Source organism: Rummeliibacillus sp. GQ308, from assembly GCF_059759115.1.
Genome location: NZ_JCAXDQ010000003.1, coordinates 159,893 through 178,606 on the forward strand (window position 1 = coordinate 159,893; position 18,714 = coordinate 178,606).

An 18,714-nucleotide genomic window follows, 5' to 3' on the forward strand; every position below is an offset into this window, starting at 1 on the left:
CTTTTTATTTCAGAAAACAGTTTGAATTGGAGATTATTACTAATAAATAGCATGGCAAATTATTCTTCTACTAAGTAATGATAAACATCATATTGGACCGGTTGCTCTAATACTAAATTCATTGTAACTACTGACAAATTATTTCCTTTTCCATCTGGCATTGTTTTATTTTCAGCACTCTCTTTATTAATCTCTACTACACCAAGGTAATAGAAATCTGATCCTTCCCCATCATCTTTCTTAATGAATAGATGAATTTTCATTTCAGTTTCTTTATAAGATAAAATATTTTTCACTTCATTTGAATTTAAAGTCAAACGATTCCGAGTGAACCATCTAAATAAATCGCGCGCTAAAAATTCATCTCCATACGCTTGGCTTATCTCAATCTCATCTTTTTTATGATAAGTAACAAAGATTGGACAAGTTTTATGTTTTGTACGATATCCATAAATAGTCGAAGAATCATCATGATGCCAATTTAATAATCGACAGGCATCTCTACGAGAGTACTTTTCAAATAAGGTCAATGGTTGTGTTTTATCATACTTTTTGTTCTTTTCATAAGCACATCTTATAATATCCTGAATATAATTTTTCAGAGCGTCTGAGTTATCTAAACAATCTTGGAATTGCTCATTAAAATAATAGCTCTCATTAGTGAATTCTATAATAGGCTTGATTCCATACTTTTTGGCATCACCTTGAGTATGAAATTTTAAAGAAAACATATTTTCAACAGATCGAATCGTCTCATTATCAACATACGTACCAAAGTCTCTTAGTATCTGAATGTACACTGTTTTAGAGATTGATTTCTCCTTTAACAAAGCTTCTATTAAGATGACTTCATGCATACGTTTGCCATTCAAGAATTCTTTTGAAAACATTTTTAAAACAGACAACTCATATTCAGAGAGTGGTTTGATTGATTCCTTCATTTTCAATAAAAAATTATAATACGTATCGGAATAAGCTACTATTAATTCAGGATCAATTGATTGCTGCTCAATAAAATCAATAAGATGCGGGATTCGACCAATTCGATTTTTTATTTCTGTATAGGTATCGCGTAACATCTTCAAATTAGAAAGGTTTGTGTTATTAATAGCATCGAATATTTTTTTCTTTGCTATCTCTTCAAAGTTTATCGTTGAAACACCTTGAATATAATCAGTATTAATAGTTTTTCTACGGACATTATCTTTATTCATAGATTGATCGCCAGAAAGTGCTATGGGAATCAAATAGTTATTTTTATAATTGCCTATAAAATCAATAATCGTTGTATACTCTTTAGAATTATGTTTGCGGAGACCACGTCCAAGTTGTTGAATGAATATAATGCTTGATTGAGTTTGGCGCAGCATGACAATTTGGTTTAATGCTGGTATGTCTATTCCTTCATTGAAAATATCAACTGTTAAAATATAGTCCAGTTCACCGTTATTTAATTTCCGAACAGCTTCCTCACGCTCATGTTGTGAATGATCACCTGTTAATCCAATTGTCTTGAACCCTTTTTGATTTAATGCTTTCGAAAGTTCATACACCTCATCTTTAGATCTACAAAACATTAATCCCCGAACACAATCACCTGAATAACCATAATAACTAATCTTTTCGATTAAATGAGTAACCCGTTCCGAGGAAATCAAGTTTTGTAGGTCAGTTGCATCGTCTATTACTATTCCATCTTTTTCAAAATCCAAAACACCAAAGTAATGGAATGGACAAAGCATATCCTCATCAAGGGCTGCTTGAAGGCGAATCTCGTATGCGATATTGTAATCAAACAACTCATAAATATTAAAGTTATCTGTTCGTTCAGGAGTAGCAGTCATACCCAGCAAGAATTTCGGCGTAAAGTAATTTATAATTCTTAAATATGAGTCGGCTCCTGCTCTATGTACTTCATCAATTAAAATATAGTCAAATTGGTCTTTCGCAAATTGTTTCAGAGACTCATCTTTAGAAATAGTTTGAACTGTGGCAAATATATATTTAGCGTTCATATTCTTAGAATTTCCAGAGAGAATACCAAAATCATTTTCATGTCCACCGAGGACTTTTCTATAATCTTGCATTGCCTTTTTTAATATTTGTTCACGATGTACTATAAATAACATCCTATCTGGAGAAAAAGCACGAACATCAAAAGCAGATAAATATGTTTTACCGGTACCTGTCGCAGAAATAATTAATCCTTTTTGCTCTCCTTTTGCTCTTAGTACCTTGAGCTGTTCAAGAGCAGCTATCTGCATTTTATTAGGTTCAACCGATAAGCTATCAGCAAGAGTATTTGCTAAGTATTGCGTATTTAGTTCCAAAACATTGGTAGTGTTCTTCTTAACAAATGGTTGCAGATCATAATACTGTTTATAATTAGCAATCCAATCCTCACTTAAATTAATTGCCTTATCCCATGCATCTTCAAACTGCTTCTTAAAGTGATGAATGATTTCTCCATTTTCCAGTGAGGTCAAGAAAACATTCCATTCGTAATTTGATTTTAGGGCACTATCTGTTAAATTGGAGCTTCCAACAATCAAAGAGTAATAATTATGATGTTCAAAAATATATCCTTTTGAATGAAACCCCTTCTCCCCTGTTAGGCGCACTTCCACATTTTCGAGTTTCAGTAGCTCTTTAAACATTTTAGGTTGATTAAAGTTTAAGAATGTTGAAGTTAAAATGCGACCTTTAACTCCTTTTTGTTTTAAGTCATGCAACATCGTTTTTAATGTTGCCAATCCTCCTTCTGTAATAAAGGCCACAGAAAAAATAAATGTTTTACACGTTTTCAATTCTTGAAGTAATCTTGATAATACTGTTTCTTGCCTATTATTGGTTAACAGTTTTGGTTTGAATTGACCAGCAACTACCTCATCTCGATCGATAAACCCCTTGTAAAGTGAGCTTTCAAATTTCTTGATTAGTTGTTGTTCCATTTTTACTCACACCATTCTCATCGAATTTTCATTTTTCTTCTTGTACAATCTTTTCTACAGCAGGTATATCTGCAGGAGCGAAATTCAGTTGCCTAATCTCATCACGTGCTACCCATTTTGTAGCAGCATGTTCTAATGCAGTAGGTTGCCCATCAATCAATTTTGCTTTGTATGTTTCAAGTCGTACAATTATTTTCTCATACTCGTACGTCGTATCTTCTACTTTTTTACCAATTTGAATAGAACATGCAAATTCTTCTTGAATTTCACGTTCCAATGCTTGTTTAGGTGTTTCTCCTGGCTCAATTTTTCCTCCTGGGAACTCCCAGTAGTTTGCTAAAGTCATTTCTCGACTCCTCAACGCACAGAAAATTTCATTCTTTTCATTTTCAATAATTGCTCCAACAACATGTACTAATTTTTTCATATAAATCACCTTTATTTTGAAATTTTAATTTAAGCATATTTTAGTAAAGGAGTTATGTAAAGGTATTTAGTTTAAAAGTCATGGAAACAAGTGTTTATCCACGAATCAAATGATTATTCAAATATAAATCATATGTGTCTTCCCCATAAATGGAATGTCATTCTAATCCTATACTTGTTTAAGGGGTGATTATATGGAATACAGTGTAGAAAACTATTTAGAGATGATTCGTTCCAATTTGTCTAAAAAGACAAATGAATTGGTGGAGAAAATAGGCAGTTTAATAGAGATGAATTTTGCGGAAGAGGTAAACGCAATATTTATCGAAAGTAGTATAGGTGAACCTACTCTCTACTTCAGTTTATCTACTCGAGAAGATATGTTTGATGAGGTTTTTGAAGAAGAGGTAGATGAAGGTTTCGCGGGTTCTATCGATTTACTTGATGAATTTTTAGTAGATGAATGGTTGGAGGAAGAGTGGTCAGATACATTAGAAGATTTCTATGAAAAAGAGGGTGTGGAGGAAGCCTGTATTACAGAAATCGGTCGTTGGGTTTATCAATGCTTCAACCAAGCGAACGGTAAAGAAATTGGCATTCCTTCATATTTTGAAATCCATGATGCAGGAAATGCACTTGATTTGCTTACTGGTGAATGGGTTGATCCAGAAGATGTGGAGCTTTAATACCACATCAAGTCATAACAAAAGCATGCTGTTCTACTCAAAACAGCATGCTCCTCTATTTTCTCCGGTTCACCTTTTTATTCCTCACCATCTTGCTAGAGGGCTGCTTTCGAATCCATTTGATGAAACGTCTTATCGCTGGATCTGCACGTAATTCTGATAATGTGGATAATCGAGCTGCAATTTCGCTATTTGTATAAAGGGCATGTATTTGTTTGTGACATGGTATGCAGAGTTTGGCAGTATCACCAAAAGTACCGCCCATCTCTTTCGGAAGTAAATGATGGATGGTCACTTCCACTCCATCTCGCCCACATAGCTCACATATTGCCACCATTCTATCGCCCTTTTCTAAAGAATTTCCCTGTTACAGTTTTGATTAGTATAACTGTTGATTAGACATCTATACCCCACAAGCATACTCCTTAGCTATCCTAAATAACGATAATAAAATGATTTAGCTTCCTCAATATTCTTCGTGCCATGTATCAATGCCCGTCCGTCTTTAAATAGGACGAGACGAAAATCGCCCATTTTAAACGAAACAAGATATGGATTTCGTACGACTGAGTCCGCTTGCTTAGATAGTAGGTTTGCTACGTTTTCTAAGTCCACTGTGATTCTATGAGACGGTCGAATTTGAACCGTCTCGCGTCCACACAATACTGCTACTTTTGATTGACTTTGATGTTCTAGGTAAGGATAAGTTGGATGATCGCCACAGGATGGACAACTCTGTTTCTTTAACTGATCGACCTTGATAGAAGTATGTTGATTCTTCCATAAATCAAAGGATATAAGCTGATTCCTTAAAGAACAATCATCCTCAACTAAAATCTTTAGCGCTTCAGTGATTTGATAAGCCACTACCATTTGGACAGCGGGACTGATTATGCCTGCCGTATCACACGTTAATCCACCAATTGGCACTGTCTCCAGCAAACAATTTAAACAAGGCGTTTTCCCCGGGATAATGGAATAGCTTAATCCATAGCTTCCGGCACAAGCACCATAAATCCATGGAATGTTATATTTTTGTGCTACATCATTTAGAATCATGCGTGTGTCAAAATTATCTGTGGCATCCATTATGAGATCCACATCCCTTATAAGTTGCTCTGCTTCAGTCGCTGAAACATCTTGAACAAGACCATGGATTTCTACTTCACTATTTAACTGTGATAATCGTTTATGCGCTGCAATAGCTTTAGGTACGCGTTGCTTGGCATCTTCCTCATCGTATAATTGTTGCCTTTGAAGATTACTCCACTCTACGTAATCTCGATCAACTATAGTCAGCTTACCAACCCCCATACGTACGAGACTTTCTGCACTTCCCGTTCCGAGTGCCCCTGCACCAATTACAAGTACATGCTTTTGCCTAATTTTCTCTTGGCCTTCTTTACCGATAGGCACAAATAATTCTTGCCTTGAATAACGCTCACTCACCCGATGCTCATTCCTTCGGTTGGACTGCTAGCCGTTGCATAGTTTTTTTTCGCTATTCTACCTGCTTCATAGCCTAAGCGCCCTGCTTCGATGGCAAGCTTCATTGCTTCCGCCATTTTCACGGGATCACCAGCACCCGAAACAGCAGTATTTAAGAGGACTCCATCCGCTCCTGCTTCCATAGCAATAGCCGCATCAGATGGCGCACCAATACCTGCATCTACAATAACAGGGACAGTTGCTTGCTCAATAATAAAACTTAAATTAAGCGGGTTGATAATGCCTTGACCAGAACCTATTGGAGAAGCGCCAGGCATGATTGCATGGACGCCTAATTCTTGCAATCTTTTAGCTAGCAATACATCATCTGAGATATAAGGAAGGACAATAAATCCTTCTTTCAATAATTCTTCAGATGCCTTATATGTTTCGAACGGGTCAGGCAACAGGGTTTTTTGGCAACCGATGACTTCGACTTTAATCATGTCACATAAGCCAGATGCCTTTGCCAGCTTGGCGATGCGAACCGCTTCTGCAGCCGTAGTGGCCCCTGCTGTATTGGGTAATAGTTTATACTTCGCTAAATCTATTTTCTCCAGGAAATTCGGCTGGCTCGCCTCAAAAATATTCATTCTTCTAACGGCAAACGTAAGGATATCCGTTCCTGATACTTCCACGGCTTCTTTCTGAATATCAAAGTTTGGGTACTTTCCTGTTCCTAATAAAAGTCTTGATTGAAATTCATATGGCCCAATTTTCAACATTTCATCCACCTCCAACAAAGTGTACAATCTCTATTTTGTCGCCATCTGATACAGCTGTGTCGAAATAGCGACTTTTGTCTAAAATGTTATGATTTAATTCCATAATGAAAACCTTAGATTCTAATCCAAAGTGATGAATCACATCTGACACAACTCTTATTTGCTCGGGAACTTCTAGAGATTCACCATTTATTTGGAGTCTCATCCGCTCACTTCCTTTTACGTGTGCTAATCAATTTATTTTGATAAAGGACTTTCCGTTAACCTCAATTTTGCAGAATACTTTTTCGCTGCCTGTACTGGATTGTTTGCCAACATCACTCCTGACAAGACTGCAATCCCGCTTGCTCCTGCTTCCAACACTCGTTCTACATTCTCAAATTGAATTCCGCCAATCGCAATCACTGGAACTTTTACGTTCATAGTTAATTCCTTTAATTTTTCTAGGCCTCGTGGTTCTTTGTCCGGCTTGGATTGTGAAGGGAAGATATGGCCATATATCACATAATCTGCGCCACATTCACTCGCATATATCGCTTCTTCTACTGTGTGAACCGAACATCCTAGCCGTAATGCTGGAAAAACATCCTTCACAACCGCGATATCCAAACTATGATTAGCTAGTTGAACGCCCTTCACCTTTGTGACCGCTCCGACGTCCAGTCGATCGTTGATGATGATTTTATCCAAAGGCACACCTTCTGCCTTCAGTTGATTTACGATTTCCATTAGTTCTCTGGCAGTTCTCTGCTTTTCACGGATATGGAAAGCATCAATGAATGGATGAATATCTTTGGCGATCCGAATCATTTCAGGAATAGGCTGTCTGCCTGTCGAAACAATATGCAGCTCTCGATTCATTAGCCTCTCACCATCGAATCCTTATTCACGATTGGCCAATCTTCATGCTGATAAGCCATCTCCCAAAATGAATATTCGTATTGGCTGCTGATCATAAAATGCTCGAGCATTTGCAAGCGATCTGATTCTGTAACCCTCTCAGCAATCTCATCGATTCGCTCGATTTGCTCCACCACTTTTTCATGGAACCAATCGCCACCGTATGCAGCAATCCACTCTTGATAGATTGGTTGATTTGGCGTATTTCCCTTTAAACGCTGACCGATTTCATCATAAAGCCAATAGCATGGAAGAAGCGCTGCAATAATATCACCAATATGACCAGTAAATGCCGCTCGATATAGATGAGATGTGTACGCATAGGCAGTGGGAGCAGGCTTAAACTCAGCAATTTCAGCATCAGTAATTCCTAATTGCTTTGAAAAATTAGCATGCAGACTCAGTTCTGCTTCAGCTGTACCCTGTACATGAATAGCCATGCGAGCCGTTGTGTGCAAATCAGGTGCCTTTGCTCCCGCCAATGCCTGCACTCTGGCAAAATGAGAAAGATAATAAGAATCCTGCAACACGTAATAGCGGAAGCTTTCTAATGGCAAGCTTCCATCAGCTATCCCTGTCACAAAAGGATGCTGAAAACTTGCTTCCCAAATAGAATCTGCCTCTAGTCGTAACTGCTCTGAAAATTTCATCATAATCCCTCCAAAAATAGTGTTAGGAAAATGGAATAAAAAAACCCCACTTTCCTTTACGCAAAGAAAGTGGGTATTAGAAATTATATGTATCAAAAAATAAAATTTCTGCCGTGCCACTTCCCTACGTTGGTATAAACCAAATCAGGTTCCAAGAGTCTCAAAGTCACACTTTGATCTCAGCCATTCTAATGGCACCCCTAGTGGTAAATCATATGAAGTTTTAGTAACATTCGATATTATCTTAACATTATTGAATGGATTGTCAAGGACAGATATGGTGAAATTTAGTAACATCCCTTTCCTTAGGATTGATTGCTGTTGGGCACCTAATCACAGCACAACGTAATTTTCAATTTGAAAATCTTTATCTCTTTTTATAACCTTTTTGCGGGCGACCATATTTTACTTCATTTAGGACAGATAGGACTTAAATTGCTAACTTTCGGAAGTAAACTTGTGAAGAGCGGTTGTAAATCGGGTGGATGCGGTGGTAAATCTTCCAGGAACAGTTGTATCTCACCACCGAACGGTTGTAAATATAGGAATGCTACCGCCACTCTATTACTTACGATATGTAAACTTCCTTATATAATCCGAGCTTCTCCATAGTCCTTCTCTTTTCTAGTTAAAAATTTTATTATATTGTAGTCTCACAAGACACCCGTTATAACTAAAAAAGATTATCTCAATCACGGGCTGAGATAATCTTTTTCCTTTTTTAGGTTTGGCTATTGCTTTCTAATCAACATTCTTTACTTCAAAACCATCAATCAGCGCACGCACTTCATCCGTAGATTTCGTGTGCATCAATTGATTTCGCAATTCGCCAGCACCAGGAAATCCTTTGACATAGATCTTGAAGAAACGATGAAGTCCCGAAATGGAACGTGGCACTAGTTCTTGATATTGATCGTGCAAATCTAGCTGATATCTTAAAAGATCTAGAAGCTCCTGGCTGCTATGCTCTCTTGGTTCTTTTTCAAACGCAAACGGATTTTTAAAGATACCGCGACCAATCATGATGCCGTCTATTCCATATTGTTCAGCAAGCTCAAGACCTTTTTGTCGGTCAGGAATGTCTCCATTGATGGTAAGCATTGTGTCAGGTGCAATACGGTCACGTAATTCCTTGATTGCCGGAATCATCTCCCAATGGGCATCTACTTTACTCATTTCTTTTCTTGTTCGCAAATGAATCGAAAGGTTGGCAATATCCTGCTTCAATATATGCGCTAGCCAGTCCTCCCACTCATTTAGATCTGAGTAGCCTAGCCTTGTTTTAACACTAACAGGCAGTCCTCCTGCTTTTGCTGCTTGGATGATTTCTGCAGCTGCATCTGGTCGAAGAATAAGACCGCTACCCTTTCCTCTAGACGCTACGTTTGGAACAGGGCAGCCCATATTAATATCGATGCCTTTGTACCCCATCTCCGCCATTCCGATACTCATTTCACGGAAATACTCGGGCTTGTCTCCCCAGATATGTGCCACCATTGGCTGTTCGTCTTCCGTAAAAGTCAAACGTCCACGCACACTGTTCTTTCCTTCTGGGTGGCAATAACTATCCGTGTTTGTAAACTCGGTGAAAAATACATCCGGACGTCCTGCTTTGCTCACGACATGGCGAAATACAACATCAGTCACATCCTCCATGGGAGCCAGCACAAAGAATGGTCGTGGCAAGTCACGCCAAAAGTTTTCTTTCATATTCATACAAATCCTTTCATCTATATCCTGTACATCCTATTTACATTGTTTATGAATTTAACACATTCTATTTCTAGAGTATAACCTAGCTTTTCTATTTTATCTTTAATCCATTTTTTCTTAAACTCTTTTTTAAAAGAAACCACCAAATACAAACATTTTGTTTTCCTCAAAACTTTTCATAGTGCTGGTAAGTCATATTAATAAAGGTAAATGCATAATAGCGCAAAAATCAGGTTCAATCCATCATACAAAACACACTAAGAAAGAGAGGTTGCTCGAAAGATGAAACGACAAGGAAAAAAGAGAGCGAAAGGGAAAGTCAGCATAGGCTTAGGAGTTATACTCGCAGCAATCCTGCTGGGCGTTTATTTGATTGGCCCTATTGGATCCTCAGCAGATAATGATAATCCTGCGGTTAAAAAAAAGCAGGCCGCAACCCCACAAGAAAAGAAAAGCCAGAAATCGCCGACTGCCTCTTCAAATGTAACCGGACAAGCCGGAAAGAAGAATTCGGATAAAAACCGGAAAATAACGCAAAAAGAAAGGAAAAAGGAAACCGCACATGAGGAAGTTGTACATAAAAAAGCAATCAATCATCTAAAAAAAGAACACAGGAGGAAAACCGTTTATCTGACTTTTGATGACGGCCCTACTCTTGAATCCGGCCATTTGCTTGATATACTTGACCGCTATCATGCTAAAGCAACTTTCTTCATGATTGGCTCTAATATTAAGGCCCATCCTAAAGTAATTAAAAGAATGGTGAATGAAGGGTTTGGGGTCGGGTTGCACAGTATGTCACACGATGCCAATAAACTATACAGCGCAGCAGCCAGTGCACCGCTAAACGAAATGTTGAAAGCTCAAGAAATCCTACAAAATGTTGCGGCAGTACATTCTCAACTCATCCGTTTGCCATATGGAAGCATCCCATATCTAACAATCGATATGCGACTTTTATTAGGGGAACAACACTTTAAAATTTGGGACTGGACTGTGGATTCGGATGATTGGTCATTGAAAGACCAGCGCTATGTCCAAAAAACAATCCGCGATATCCAATCATGGGACAAATTGGGCCAGGCCCCAATTGTTCTGATGCATGATAAACCAGAGACCATCCGCCATTTGCCAAAACTATTAACCTATCTGAATAACAATGGCTATCACACAAAAACCCTAGCCAACAACATGGCGCCATATACCTTTCAATGCAGTAATCGTTGCAGCTTATTTAAATAATCCAGTAGAATAGTGAATAAAGTAGACGTCCATCATATTGGGCGTCTACTTTATTCGTTAAAAATTAGCAGGATTATAAAGCTATTTCATTTTAGAACCTTATTGATTGAATTTTTACAAAACTAGTATAAAAGTAAAAATAGATTTGTTACTATTAAAACAAACCATTTTAACAGTTAAAGGAGATGTGTGTTTTGAAAAGAATCCTAGCTATAAGTGATATTCATGGGGATTTAGAAAAATTCGAGCGACTCTTAGAGCTTGTGCAATATGACAAAAACCTAGATCAATTGCTGTTATTAGGTGATTATGTAGATCGAGGCCCTCATTCGAGAGCCGTTTTGGATAAAGTGATTCAGTTGAAAAGTGAGGGAGCTATTGCTTTAATTGGCAATCATGAAATGATGATGATGGATGCTTTTGATGGTAATCCGATGCATTTGAAAAGATGGCTTTATAACGGTGGCATAAAAACCCTTCAAAACTATGGATATACCATTGAAAAAGACGATGCAGAGTATTGGTATACAACTACTGAAATGCCTGAGCCTATTAAATTAAACGATGACATCCGCCCACACATTGAAATATTAAAAGAATTTCAATACTACTATGAAACAGACACCCATATTTTTGTTCATGCAGGCGTTCACCCTGAAACACCAATAGAGTCAACAGAGCCTTATACATTAGTGTGGATTCGCGAAGAATTCCACAAAGGATATAATGGCGATAAAACTGTTGTATTTGGACATACACCAACCAATTATTTGCACGAAAGCAACGATGTTTATTTTGGAGATAATCGCATTATTGGCATTGATGGTGGCTGTGCATATGGTGGAAGGTTGAATTGTTTAGACGTTTTAAATTCGAAAGTTTACTACGTTGATTAATCTTATTATAAATGGAAAAAATGGATAATTAAAAATAGAAACGGTGGAATCAGTAGTGATGGCAACAGATTTAACGTATTAAATTTCTTAATGCCCAAAATGCTTAAACCAGAAGCCAATATCAAGAAACCACCTACAATTGTTACTTCATTTAGAAGACTATTATTAATGGTGCTCTCCATTAACAACGCGATTAAATAAATAGATCCTTGCCATAGAAATAAAACAATCCCAGCAAAAGCGATCCCTATTCCGAATGTAGAGGCTAAAACAATCGACGTGATTCCATCCAGCATTCCATTCGCAAGCAGGTATGTATAATTGCCCTTTAATGCAGCCTCTATAGGGCCGATAATAGACAATGTACCAATACAAAATAATAAGATGGCAGTTGATAACCCTTCAGCTAAATTACCCTTAGAATATTTATTTACTAAAGCATTGAATTTCCCTTCCAAATCAAGTCTTTGGCCGAGCAATCCCCCAATCGCTAAACTAACAATAAAAAGCACTGGGTATTGGCTGGAAGGCAAATGTTGCACGATAGCATTGATGCCTAATCCCATGGCAACTAACCCCATGGCCTGCATCAGAATCGTATGATATTCATCCTTGATTCCCTTCTTAAAGACACTTCCCACAATGCTTCCAATGATTATCATGAGTGTATTAAAGATTGTACCGTACATATTCCTTCTCCTTATCTCTATGTTCTTACTAAAAATATAAACCCTCCTGTAAGGGAAGGGTCAATACTTTATTGGAATTTGAATTTCTGTCAGGTAGTCCTCTTTACTTCCCGAAATAAAATGGTCAATGATAGTTCTTTCTATTGCATCCCCTATAATATGAAAACGCTGGGCTTGTATGTAATTCAACAGGATTTTGTAATAACGGGGAGAATCGCTGTGATTCCCCCTGTAATAGATGCATGCATACTGTCCTTCAGGGATAGTGGTCTCTAATGAATTTTGCTTATCTTCTTCCCGGAGAATAAATATGGAGTTATATACATCGAATTTGTTATTTTTAATATGTTCGAGACTCACTGTGAGCCCTACACCACCAATAAATATAGAAGAATTCATATTGGCTATGTTCTCTAATTGGCGTAAGGATACTTCTAATTCTGGCTCCGACTGAATCTTCTCCATTAACCTTACGACTTTTCTCTCTTTTATATGCTTTATCGAGACAACTTCCAATTCCCTTATTTCTCTTGCAGAATAGATCTCTTTTATTCGTGTTTCAAATCTACGGTTTATCCGTTCTAACTCTTTTATTTTCATTTCCGTTAGTTGTTTCTGTTTCTGCAGCAATTCCAGGAATCCATCAATATCCCGATGCTCCAAATGTTTACTGATTTCTTTTAAGGAAAAACCTAACTGCTTTAAATAATGGATGGTGTTGAGTTGCTCAAATTGTTCGGTTGAATAATATCTATACCCGTTGTGCGAATCAGTTTGAATCGGCTTCAACAACCCAATATCATCATAGTATCTCAAGGTTTTGATGGTCGTATTATGAAGCTTCGCCATTTCACCTATTGAGAATTTATTCTTCATCTCCATCCCCCTTTAGCCATGTACATTTTCCTTAAGGATGAATGCAGTTCCTTCACACTCTGTAGGAACTGCATTATTAGTTTAGTTTGTCGCTTGAAAAGAGTAATTTGATTACTTCACTTGCTCCTCTATCACCCGTTCTACACCATATAGAATGAGCTTTAAGCCAAAATCAAAGGCCTCATCTGTCCCCATCAGCTCAAACAAGCCATTCGTGAACATTCTCCGAAACAGTCCTGCATCGCTATCGCTCATTGAATTAAGAAGATTAATCATCTGCTCTCCCGGAAGCTCACTCTGTTCCTTCAGCATAACGGAAATATTGCGCTCATGTTGATAATCATCTAGCACGAAGTAGAAAACAAAGTTTACAAGCGTAGTCACTACCTGCATTTTTTGCTCTTGCTTAAGCGGAGTAGATTCCACGCAAAGTAGCATACGGTTCGTAAATCGAATGATGTCTGGCTCGTGAGGCAGTGTCATCATCATGAGCTGCGTAGAACAAGGATATCGGCTCAGCACACTTCGCACAGTTACCGCAAGCTCTGTTAGCTGCTCCTTCCAATCCCCTTCTGAATGGAACTCTTCTAAAATGATTTTGGATATCTGATTCGCTAAACGCTGGTAGAGATTCTGTTTGCTCTTGAAATACCAGTATAGAGAAGGCGCCTGTATTCCTAAGCGATCGGCCAATCGTCTCATGCTGAATTTTTCAATGCCGTTTTCCCCTAGAAGCTCCCATGAAGTTTCTAAAATTTTATCTTCTGAAATTTGAGGCTGCTGTTTTTTCATCATCATCCACCCTTTTATCTAACAGTGTAAGTTTTTTCTTTACAGATTATTAAACCCATGATAACATCTAACACTGTAAGGCTCAACCTTACACCGTTAGATTAAGATATCAAAATACTTACAGAAAGCAGTGATCCACTATGGATAAAGATAATATCTATTATTTTGAAGAATCACCAGTCGCAAAAGCTGTAGCTCATTTTGCAGTGCCGATGATGCTTGGCACTTCGATGAGTGTGATCTATTCCATCTTAAATGCCTACTTCCTAGGTACACTTCACGATACGACCATGTTGACGGCACTCGCATTAACTTTGCCATTATTTGCATTCATTATGGCGCTAGGCAACTTAATTGGCATGGGTAGCGGCACATTCATCTCCCGCTTACTCGGAGAGAAAAAATATGACTCTGTAAAGCATGTATCATCTTTCGCTTTTTACAGCAGTTTAGTTCTGGGAGTTATTGTAATCATGGCGGGTCTCCCGTTCATTAATTCTATTGTGCACGGTCTTGGGGCAACATCTGAATCATTCCAATTCACAAAGGACTATGTCATGATCATGATTCTTGGTTCACCCATTGTCATTTTATTCTTCACATTAGAAAATATCGTGCGCTCAGAGGGTGCGGCTATCACCTCGATGGTCGGTATGATTCTCAGTGTTGTTGTAAATATTATTCTCGATGCGGTCGTCATCTTCGTGTTGCACTGGGGTGTAATAGGCGTCGCTTCTGCTACTGTCATTTCAAATATAGTTACGAGTGCATTTTACGCCTTCCATCTGAGTAATAAAAGCCAATTTTTAACTATCTCTATAAAATGGTTTAAGGCGAACAAAGAGATTCTGAGTAATGTATTAAAAATTGGGATTCCCGTCTTTATAATGAGTATCTTTTTAGGTGCCATGTCACTCATTCTGAACCATTTTCTTGTTGAATATGGCGACCAGGCAGTAGCGGCTTATGGTATATCATCGCGCTTATTACAATTTCCAGAGTTTATTCTGATGGGGTTATGCGAGGGTGTTGTACCGTTGATTGCTTTCTCTTTTACAGCGAATAAATTACGCATGAAGCAAACGATTGGTTTTACTATTAAAACAATTGTTGCGTTAGCAGTCCTGTTCGGCATTGTTGTCTATTTGATTTCCGATCACTTAGTTGGCCTATTTACAAATGACCCGCAATTAATTGATATGGGCAGCTATATTTTGCATGTGACATTTTTATCCTTGTTCATTACAGGCATTACGACCTTGTTTACGGGGATTTTCCAAGCAACAGCTCAAGGTACAGCTGCTTTCATCATGTCTATAATTCAAGGAATTACACTGATTCCAGTATTATTTATCGCAAATAAAACAAACGGCTTCCATGGGGTAATCTGGTCATTAGTTATTGCAGAAGCCGTCGCATTCCTTGTTGGCGCTATTATGCTATATGTTTTACGAAATAAGCTGCAACCAGAGATTGATAGCTTGGTACAGTAAAAACATATATATACTTGTAAAGGCAGAGTAAGAGTAACCTCCAACCCTGCCTTTTTAGAGTTTCAAACTACTTTCAACAATCCAATTTAGCATTCTTTAATAGATACTCTTTATGAGTCTCTGTCATTCTATTAATCCAAATTCTTTATCCTTTATTATACTTGCTAGCTTTTTTCTTTCTTCCCACGCCAAGTTATATAATTCCTCGTTAATCGTACCATTCTGAAGGGCTTCTTCTTAGCATCTTCACCCTCCTGCTAGAGTTATGTATTTAATTCTTTTCCACGCGGTAATAGCCTCTATAAAATATAGAGTTCTTTGGCTTAATGGCAATTAAAAAGGAATTAATAATATCAGCGGCAGAAATCAATAAATTGATCCAGCTGATAATTAATAAAGTTGATTTGATATTCCCGGATGCAAGGAATGAGAATAAAGCAGGCACTACTGATAATACAATCAAGGGGAAACTCATAAAAATCCAAAATCTAGTTTTAGATAAAATGGCATCTGTATGTAGCCAGAAAAATACACCCCGAAATGTTAAGCTTATATTACCTTTTTTGTTTATGACGATGATGTGGAGCAATTCATGAGGGATCAAGATTAATATACCTAATAAGAAAAGAGTGAATATATTAAGAGAACCGAAACCTATATAAAAAAAGTTAGGCATCAGCAGAATAATGATTTGGAGTAAATAAACAAACTTCATAAAGTGTTCTCGAAACCAATTATTTTTTATAAAAGGATTCCACTCTGCTAAATCTATATTTAATCTTGGCAAGTGGCGAAACCATAGTATCATAAACGTCCATTCCCCCCTTCATTTCCATAGATAAATTTCATAAACCAACCTACTATAATAATTCTTCAAAAATACCTTTACTCCTTCTAAAAAAGAACAAACTAACCGAGTCTTAGAAAATAGCTTTTCTCCTTCGTTCATCTAATCATAAATAAAACTCATTTACATGTTGTAAACAAAACAAAGAAAGCATTCTATTTAGCAAACGCTAACTATTATGCATTCTTGTAATAATGTTTCAATCGACAACTATTTTATATAATAAACAGTTGTTTATATTTACCATTTACTTTTTGTACTTGATACACTAAAATGTATCTCATAAATCAAAACTAATTTACAATATGTAAATTAGTTTTGAAAGGAAAGTATTAAGCTTTAGCTTTATTACAATCCAAAAAATTATCAATAAAGAGGGTATGGACAATGAGATTACAAGGAAAAGTAGCGATTATTACAGGGGCAGCAAATGGTATGGGTGCAGCAGAAGCTCGTTTATTTGCGAAGGAAGGCGCAAAAGTAGTAGCGACTGACTTAAATGAAGAAAAATTAAATGAAGTAGTGGCTGATGTGAAAGCAGCTGGTGGAGAAATCACTGGTATTAAACAAAATGTAGCATCTGAAGAAGAATGGAAAGCCGTTGTAGCTAAAACAGTTGAGCTATATGGTAAAGTAGACGTACTTGTTAATAATGCAGGCGTTGCGATGAGCAAAAACTTCGCAACTATGGAAATGGACGAGTGGAACTGGGTAATGGACATTAACTTAAACGGTTGTGTATTGGGCATGAAATATGCTATTCCTGAAATGCAAAAAGTTGGTGGCGGTTCTGTCATTAACATCTCTTCTATCGGAGGCATTGTAGGGATGGCAGGCTCAAGCCCATACACAGCAGCAAAAGGTGCATTACGCTCTTTATCAAAATCCGCTGCTGTTGAATACGGTAAAGACAAAATCCGTGTAAACTCTGTACATCCAGGAATTATTGTTACACCAATGACTGCTCCATCAATGGAAGATGCAATGCCATATTATAAAATGCATACACAATTACCTTACTTTGGTAATCCAGAAGATGTGGCACATGGGGTAGTATTCTTAGCGAGTGACGAATCACGCTTTATGACAGGTGCAGAGCTTGTGATTGATGGTGGTTGGACTGCTCTTTAATGTATAGGTGGTTAGTCCAAATTAAATCGTGATACAATTGTATTGGGTGATAAATAAATGAAACGTATAGATCCAAGACAATTGAAATCAAAAGAAAAATTGCATGAAGCGTATTTAACATTGCAATTAAAAGGACAAGGCCAGTTTACGATTCAGCAACTATGTGATACAGCTGAAGTAACTAGGCCTACCTTTTATAAATTATACAAAGATATCCAAGAACTTCGCTTGGATATCCATGAAAGTGTTTTAGCTGAATTAAAAAAAGCATTAACAATTAAAAATCCGAGGCGTTTATCTGAGATTCCTAAGAAAGAAATTCCCGAAAACCTAATGCTGTTGTTTCAACATATTCAAGCGAAGCATATTGCATATGAGACATTCTTTGTTTATCAACCCGATGCGATCTTTATCAATGGCGTAAAAGAAATTATGAAGCAATATATAACAGAGGGTATTTATTACGCGCTACAGGATAAAAAGCTGCGTGTAAAGATAGACTTAATTATCTCTTATGTAACCGGCGCTTATGTTGAAAGCATCGTCTTTTGGATCAAAGAAAATTATGAAACAAGCCCTGAAGAAATGGCGAACAGTTTAATTGAAATTTCTATATATGGTCCTTATATTGACTAACACTCTCTAGAAGGTTAAACAAAGAGCTAGTACCAAAGAGTTATCCATCAGACTCTTCATTCGTACTAGCTCTTTTATTTTTATCTTTTTTCCATTACAGCAAAGTAATTATTTTCACTATCTGCGAAATTAAATACTCTACCTGATGGCATATTTACGATTTCTCCGACTGTCACATGTTTGTTTGATAAATCGCTATATAGTCCTTCGAAGTTGTTTGAAAAGAACATCAAAGAAGGTGTTCCAAGGTTTAACTCAGGCGACATTTTCGCAATAAGCTCCTTGTTATGGAGGATAATACTTGTTTCAGCTTCTTTGGTTGGAGCAATCTCAATCCATTTCATACCTTGTCCATTATCTTCCTCCGAAATCACACTAAACCCTACTTTTTCTGTCCAAAACTCCTTTGCCTTGTCTTGGTCGTCTACATACAACATGATTTGACCTACATTGTTAATCATGGATAACACCCCTTTTGTTCGTTTGTTATGTGTTAAACTAGAAGTCTTTGAATTCTACCATTTCTTGAGTAACTCTTCAATAAAGTTATGAATTTTCTAAAATATATTGAAA

Annotated in this window: 20 protein-coding genes and 1 riboswitch; of the genes, 6 read left to right on the forward strand and 14 right to left on the reverse strand. The window is 37.2% G+C overall.

All coding sequences use genetic code 11. From position 1 onward, the window contains the following. Positions 1–59 precede the first annotated feature (59 nt). Entirely contained in the window at positions 60–2,951 is a 2,892-nt protein-coding gene (locus tag AC6CHJ_RS13120; protein ID WP_498288903.1) for a DEAD/DEAH box helicase, read from the reverse strand. Between the two features lie 28 nt (positions 2,952–2,979). Next, entirely contained in the window at positions 2,980–3,378 is a 399-nt protein-coding gene (locus AC6CHJ_RS13125; protein ID WP_498288905.1) for a (deoxy)nucleoside triphosphate pyrophosphohydrolase, read from the reverse strand. A 193-nt stretch (positions 3,379–3,571) separates the two neighbouring features. Between AC6CHJ_RS13125 and AC6CHJ_RS13130 the strand changes: the two genes are divergently transcribed. Beyond that, positions 3,572–4,063 (forward strand): hypothetical protein, encoded by a 492-nt coding sequence (locus tag AC6CHJ_RS13130; RefSeq protein WP_498288907.1) that lies wholly within the window; start codon positions 3,572–3,574, stop codon positions 4,061–4,063. 55 nt (positions 4,064–4,118) lie between these two features. Here the strand turns inward: AC6CHJ_RS13130 and hlpB are convergent, their stop codons facing one another. The 7 genes from hlpB to AC6CHJ_RS13165 form a co-directional block, all read right to left on the reverse strand. After that, positions 4,119–4,400, reverse strand: coding sequence for an HNH nuclease-like protein HlpB (hlpB, locus tag AC6CHJ_RS13135; protein ID WP_147197769.1), 282 nt, complete (start codon positions 4,398–4,400; stop codon positions 4,119–4,121). Between the two features lie 92 nt (positions 4,401–4,492). After that, the gene (locus AC6CHJ_RS13140) at positions 4,493–5,512 is read right to left on the reverse strand and encodes a thiazole biosynthesis adenylyltransferase ThiF (protein ID WP_498288909.1); all 1,020 of its coding nucleotides are present in this window, start codon (positions 5,510–5,512) and stop codon (positions 4,493–4,495) included. Continuing rightward, the gene (locus tag AC6CHJ_RS13145; protein ID WP_498288911.1) at positions 5,509–6,276 is read right to left on the reverse strand and encodes a thiazole synthase; all 768 of its coding nucleotides are present in this window, start codon (positions 6,274–6,276) and stop codon (positions 5,509–5,511) included. The genes AC6CHJ_RS13140 and AC6CHJ_RS13145 overlap by 4 nt, the downstream gene beginning before the upstream one ends. 1 nt (position 6,277) lies before the next feature. Continuing rightward, positions 6,278–6,481: a sulfur carrier protein ThiS gene (gene thiS / locus AC6CHJ_RS13150; RefSeq protein ID WP_392996905.1), complete on the reverse strand. Its 204-nt coding sequence runs from the start codon at positions 6,479–6,481 to the stop codon at positions 6,278–6,280. 32 nt (positions 6,482–6,513) lie between these two features. Then, positions 6,514–7,137 (reverse strand): thiazole tautomerase TenI, encoded by a 624-nt coding sequence (gene tenI / locus AC6CHJ_RS13155; RefSeq protein ID WP_249774852.1) that lies wholly within the window; start codon positions 7,135–7,137, stop codon positions 6,514–6,516. Then, positions 7,137–7,826, reverse strand: a complete 690-nt coding sequence (gene tenA, locus AC6CHJ_RS13160; RefSeq protein WP_498288913.1) for a thiaminase II — start codon at positions 7,824–7,826, stop codon at positions 7,137–7,139. Before tenA ends, tenI begins: the two co-directional genes overlap by 1 nt. A gap of 104 nt (positions 7,827–7,930) precedes the next feature. Further along, a riboswitch (TPP riboswitch) is annotated at positions 7,931–8,038 on the reverse strand. 529 nt (positions 8,039–8,567) lie between these two features. Then, positions 8,568–9,536, reverse strand: a complete 969-nt coding sequence (locus AC6CHJ_RS13165) for a tRNA dihydrouridine synthase (protein WP_498288915.1) — start codon at positions 9,534–9,536, stop codon at positions 8,568–8,570. A gap of 285 nt (positions 9,537–9,821) precedes the next feature. Between AC6CHJ_RS13165 and AC6CHJ_RS13170 the strand changes: the two genes are divergently transcribed. Together AC6CHJ_RS13170 and AC6CHJ_RS13175 are read left to right on the forward strand one after the other, a co-directional pair. Next, positions 9,822–10,781: a polysaccharide deacetylase family protein gene (locus AC6CHJ_RS13170; protein WP_498288917.1), complete on the forward strand. Its 960-nt coding sequence runs from the start codon at positions 9,822–9,824 to the stop codon at positions 10,779–10,781. Positions 10,782–10,975: 194 nt separating this feature from the next. After that, the gene (locus AC6CHJ_RS13175; protein ID WP_498288919.1) at positions 10,976–11,677 is read left to right on the forward strand and encodes a metallophosphoesterase family protein; all 702 of its coding nucleotides are present in this window, start codon (positions 10,976–10,978) and stop codon (positions 11,675–11,677) included. A 5-nt stretch (positions 11,678–11,682) separates the two neighbouring features. On the opposite strand, the gene AC6CHJ_RS13180 is transcribed toward AC6CHJ_RS13175, so the two are convergent. The 3 genes from AC6CHJ_RS13180 to AC6CHJ_RS13190 all read right to left on the reverse strand — a co-directional run bounded on the left by AC6CHJ_RS13180 (position 11,683) and on the right by AC6CHJ_RS13190 (position 14,034). Beyond that, complete coding sequence (locus tag AC6CHJ_RS13180; RefSeq protein WP_147197750.1) at positions 11,683–12,366, reverse strand: DUF554 domain-containing protein; 684 nt, start codon at positions 12,364–12,366, stop codon at positions 11,683–11,685. Between the two features lie 60 nt (positions 12,367–12,426). Continuing rightward, complete coding sequence (locus tag AC6CHJ_RS13185; protein ID WP_498288921.1) at positions 12,427–13,242, reverse strand: MerR family transcriptional regulator; 816 nt, start codon at positions 13,240–13,242, stop codon at positions 12,427–12,429. Positions 13,243–13,353: 111 nt separating this feature from the next. Continuing rightward, positions 13,354–14,034: a TetR/AcrR family transcriptional regulator gene (locus tag AC6CHJ_RS13190; RefSeq protein WP_147197737.1), complete on the reverse strand. Its 681-nt coding sequence runs from the start codon at positions 14,032–14,034 to the stop codon at positions 13,354–13,356. Positions 14,035–14,174: 140 nt separating this feature from the next. Between AC6CHJ_RS13190 and AC6CHJ_RS13195 the strand changes: the two genes are divergently transcribed. Further along, positions 14,175–15,527, forward strand: coding sequence for an MATE family efflux transporter (locus tag AC6CHJ_RS13195; RefSeq protein WP_498288923.1), 1,353 nt, complete (start codon positions 14,175–14,177; stop codon positions 15,525–15,527). Between the two features lie 271 nt (positions 15,528–15,798). On the opposite strand, the gene AC6CHJ_RS13200 is transcribed toward AC6CHJ_RS13195, so the two are convergent. Beyond that, a complete protein-coding gene (locus AC6CHJ_RS13200; protein ID WP_147197733.1) occupies positions 15,799–16,335 on the reverse strand; it encodes a DUF3267 domain-containing protein in 537 nt (178 codons plus the stop codon). 426 nt (positions 16,336–16,761) lie between these two features. On the opposite strand from AC6CHJ_RS13200, the gene AC6CHJ_RS13205 reads away from it, so the two are divergent. Together AC6CHJ_RS13205 and AC6CHJ_RS13210 are read left to right on the forward strand one after the other, a co-directional pair. Then, positions 16,762–17,505, forward strand: coding sequence for an SDR family NAD(P)-dependent oxidoreductase (locus tag AC6CHJ_RS13205; protein WP_498288925.1), 744 nt, complete (start codon positions 16,762–16,764; stop codon positions 17,503–17,505). Positions 17,506–17,562: 57 nt separating this feature from the next. Beyond that, the gene (locus AC6CHJ_RS13210; RefSeq protein ID WP_150285247.1) at positions 17,563–18,141 is read left to right on the forward strand and encodes a TetR/AcrR family transcriptional regulator; all 579 of its coding nucleotides are present in this window, start codon (positions 17,563–17,565) and stop codon (positions 18,139–18,141) included. 80 nt (positions 18,142–18,221) lie between these two features. Here AC6CHJ_RS13210 and AC6CHJ_RS13215 read toward each other — a convergent pair whose 3' ends face one another. After that, positions 18,222–18,602 (reverse strand): VOC family protein, encoded by a 381-nt coding sequence (locus tag AC6CHJ_RS13215; protein WP_446739176.1) that lies wholly within the window; start codon positions 18,600–18,602, stop codon positions 18,222–18,224. Positions 18,603–18,714: the final 112 nt, after the last annotated feature.

Bases quoted from the DNA above. Each gene is read 5' to 3' on its own strand.
- AC6CHJ_RS13170 (WP_498288917.1), top strand. From the start codon at position 9,822: ATGAAACGACAAGGAAAAAAGAGAGCGAAAGGGAAAGTCAGCATAGGC.
- AC6CHJ_RS13180 (WP_147197750.1), bottom strand. From the start codon at position 12,366: ATGTACGGTACAATCTTTAATACACTCATGATAATCATTGGAAGCATT.
- AC6CHJ_RS13205 (WP_498288925.1), top strand. From the start codon at position 16,762: ATGAGATTACAAGGAAAAGTAGCGATTATTACAGGGGCAGCAAATGGT.
- tenA (WP_498288913.1), bottom strand. From the start codon at position 7,826: ATGAAATTTTCAGAGCAGTTACGACTAGAGGCAGATTCTATTTGGGAA.
- AC6CHJ_RS13125 (WP_498288905.1), bottom strand. From the start codon at position 3,378: ATGAAAAAATTAGTACATGTTGTTGGAGCAATTATTGAAAATGAAAAG.
- thiS (WP_392996905.1), bottom strand. From the start codon at position 6,481: ATGAGACTCCAAATAAATGGTGAATCTCTAGAAGTTCCCGAGCAAATA.
- AC6CHJ_RS13130 (WP_498288907.1), top strand. From the start codon at position 3,572: ATGGAATACAGTGTAGAAAACTATTTAGAGATGATTCGTTCCAATTTG.
- AC6CHJ_RS13145 (WP_498288911.1), bottom strand. From the start codon at position 6,276: ATGTTGAAAATTGGGCCATATGAATTTCAATCAAGACTTTTATTAGGA.
- AC6CHJ_RS13215 (WP_446739176.1), bottom strand. From the start codon at position 18,602: ATGATTAACAATGTAGGTCAAATCATGTTGTATGTAGACGACCAAGAC.
- AC6CHJ_RS13200 (WP_147197733.1), bottom strand. From the start codon at position 16,335: ATGATACTATGGTTTCGCCACTTGCCAAGATTAAATATAGATTTAGCA.
- tenI (WP_249774852.1), bottom strand. From the start codon at position 7,137: ATGAATCGAGAGCTGCATATTGTTTCGACAGGCAGACAGCCTATTCCT.
- AC6CHJ_RS13185 (WP_498288921.1), bottom strand. From the start codon at position 13,242: ATGAAGAATAAATTCTCAATAGGTGAAATGGCGAAGCTTCATAATACG.
- AC6CHJ_RS13190 (WP_147197737.1), bottom strand. From the start codon at position 14,034: ATGAAAAAACAGCAGCCTCAAATTTCAGAAGATAAAATTTTAGAAACT.
- hlpB (WP_147197769.1), bottom strand. From the start codon at position 4,400: ATGGTGGCAATATGTGAGCTATGTGGGCGAGATGGAGTGGAAGTGACC.
- AC6CHJ_RS13165 (WP_498288915.1), bottom strand. From the start codon at position 9,536: ATGAAAGAAAACTTTTGGCGTGACTTGCCACGACCATTCTTTGTGCTG.
- AC6CHJ_RS13195 (WP_498288923.1), top strand. From the start codon at position 14,175: ATGGATAAAGATAATATCTATTATTTTGAAGAATCACCAGTCGCAAAA.
- AC6CHJ_RS13210 (WP_150285247.1), top strand. From the start codon at position 17,563: ATGAAACGTATAGATCCAAGACAATTGAAATCAAAAGAAAAATTGCAT.
- AC6CHJ_RS13120 (WP_498288903.1), bottom strand. From the start codon at position 2,951: ATGGAACAACAACTAATCAAGAAATTTGAAAGCTCACTTTACAAGGGG.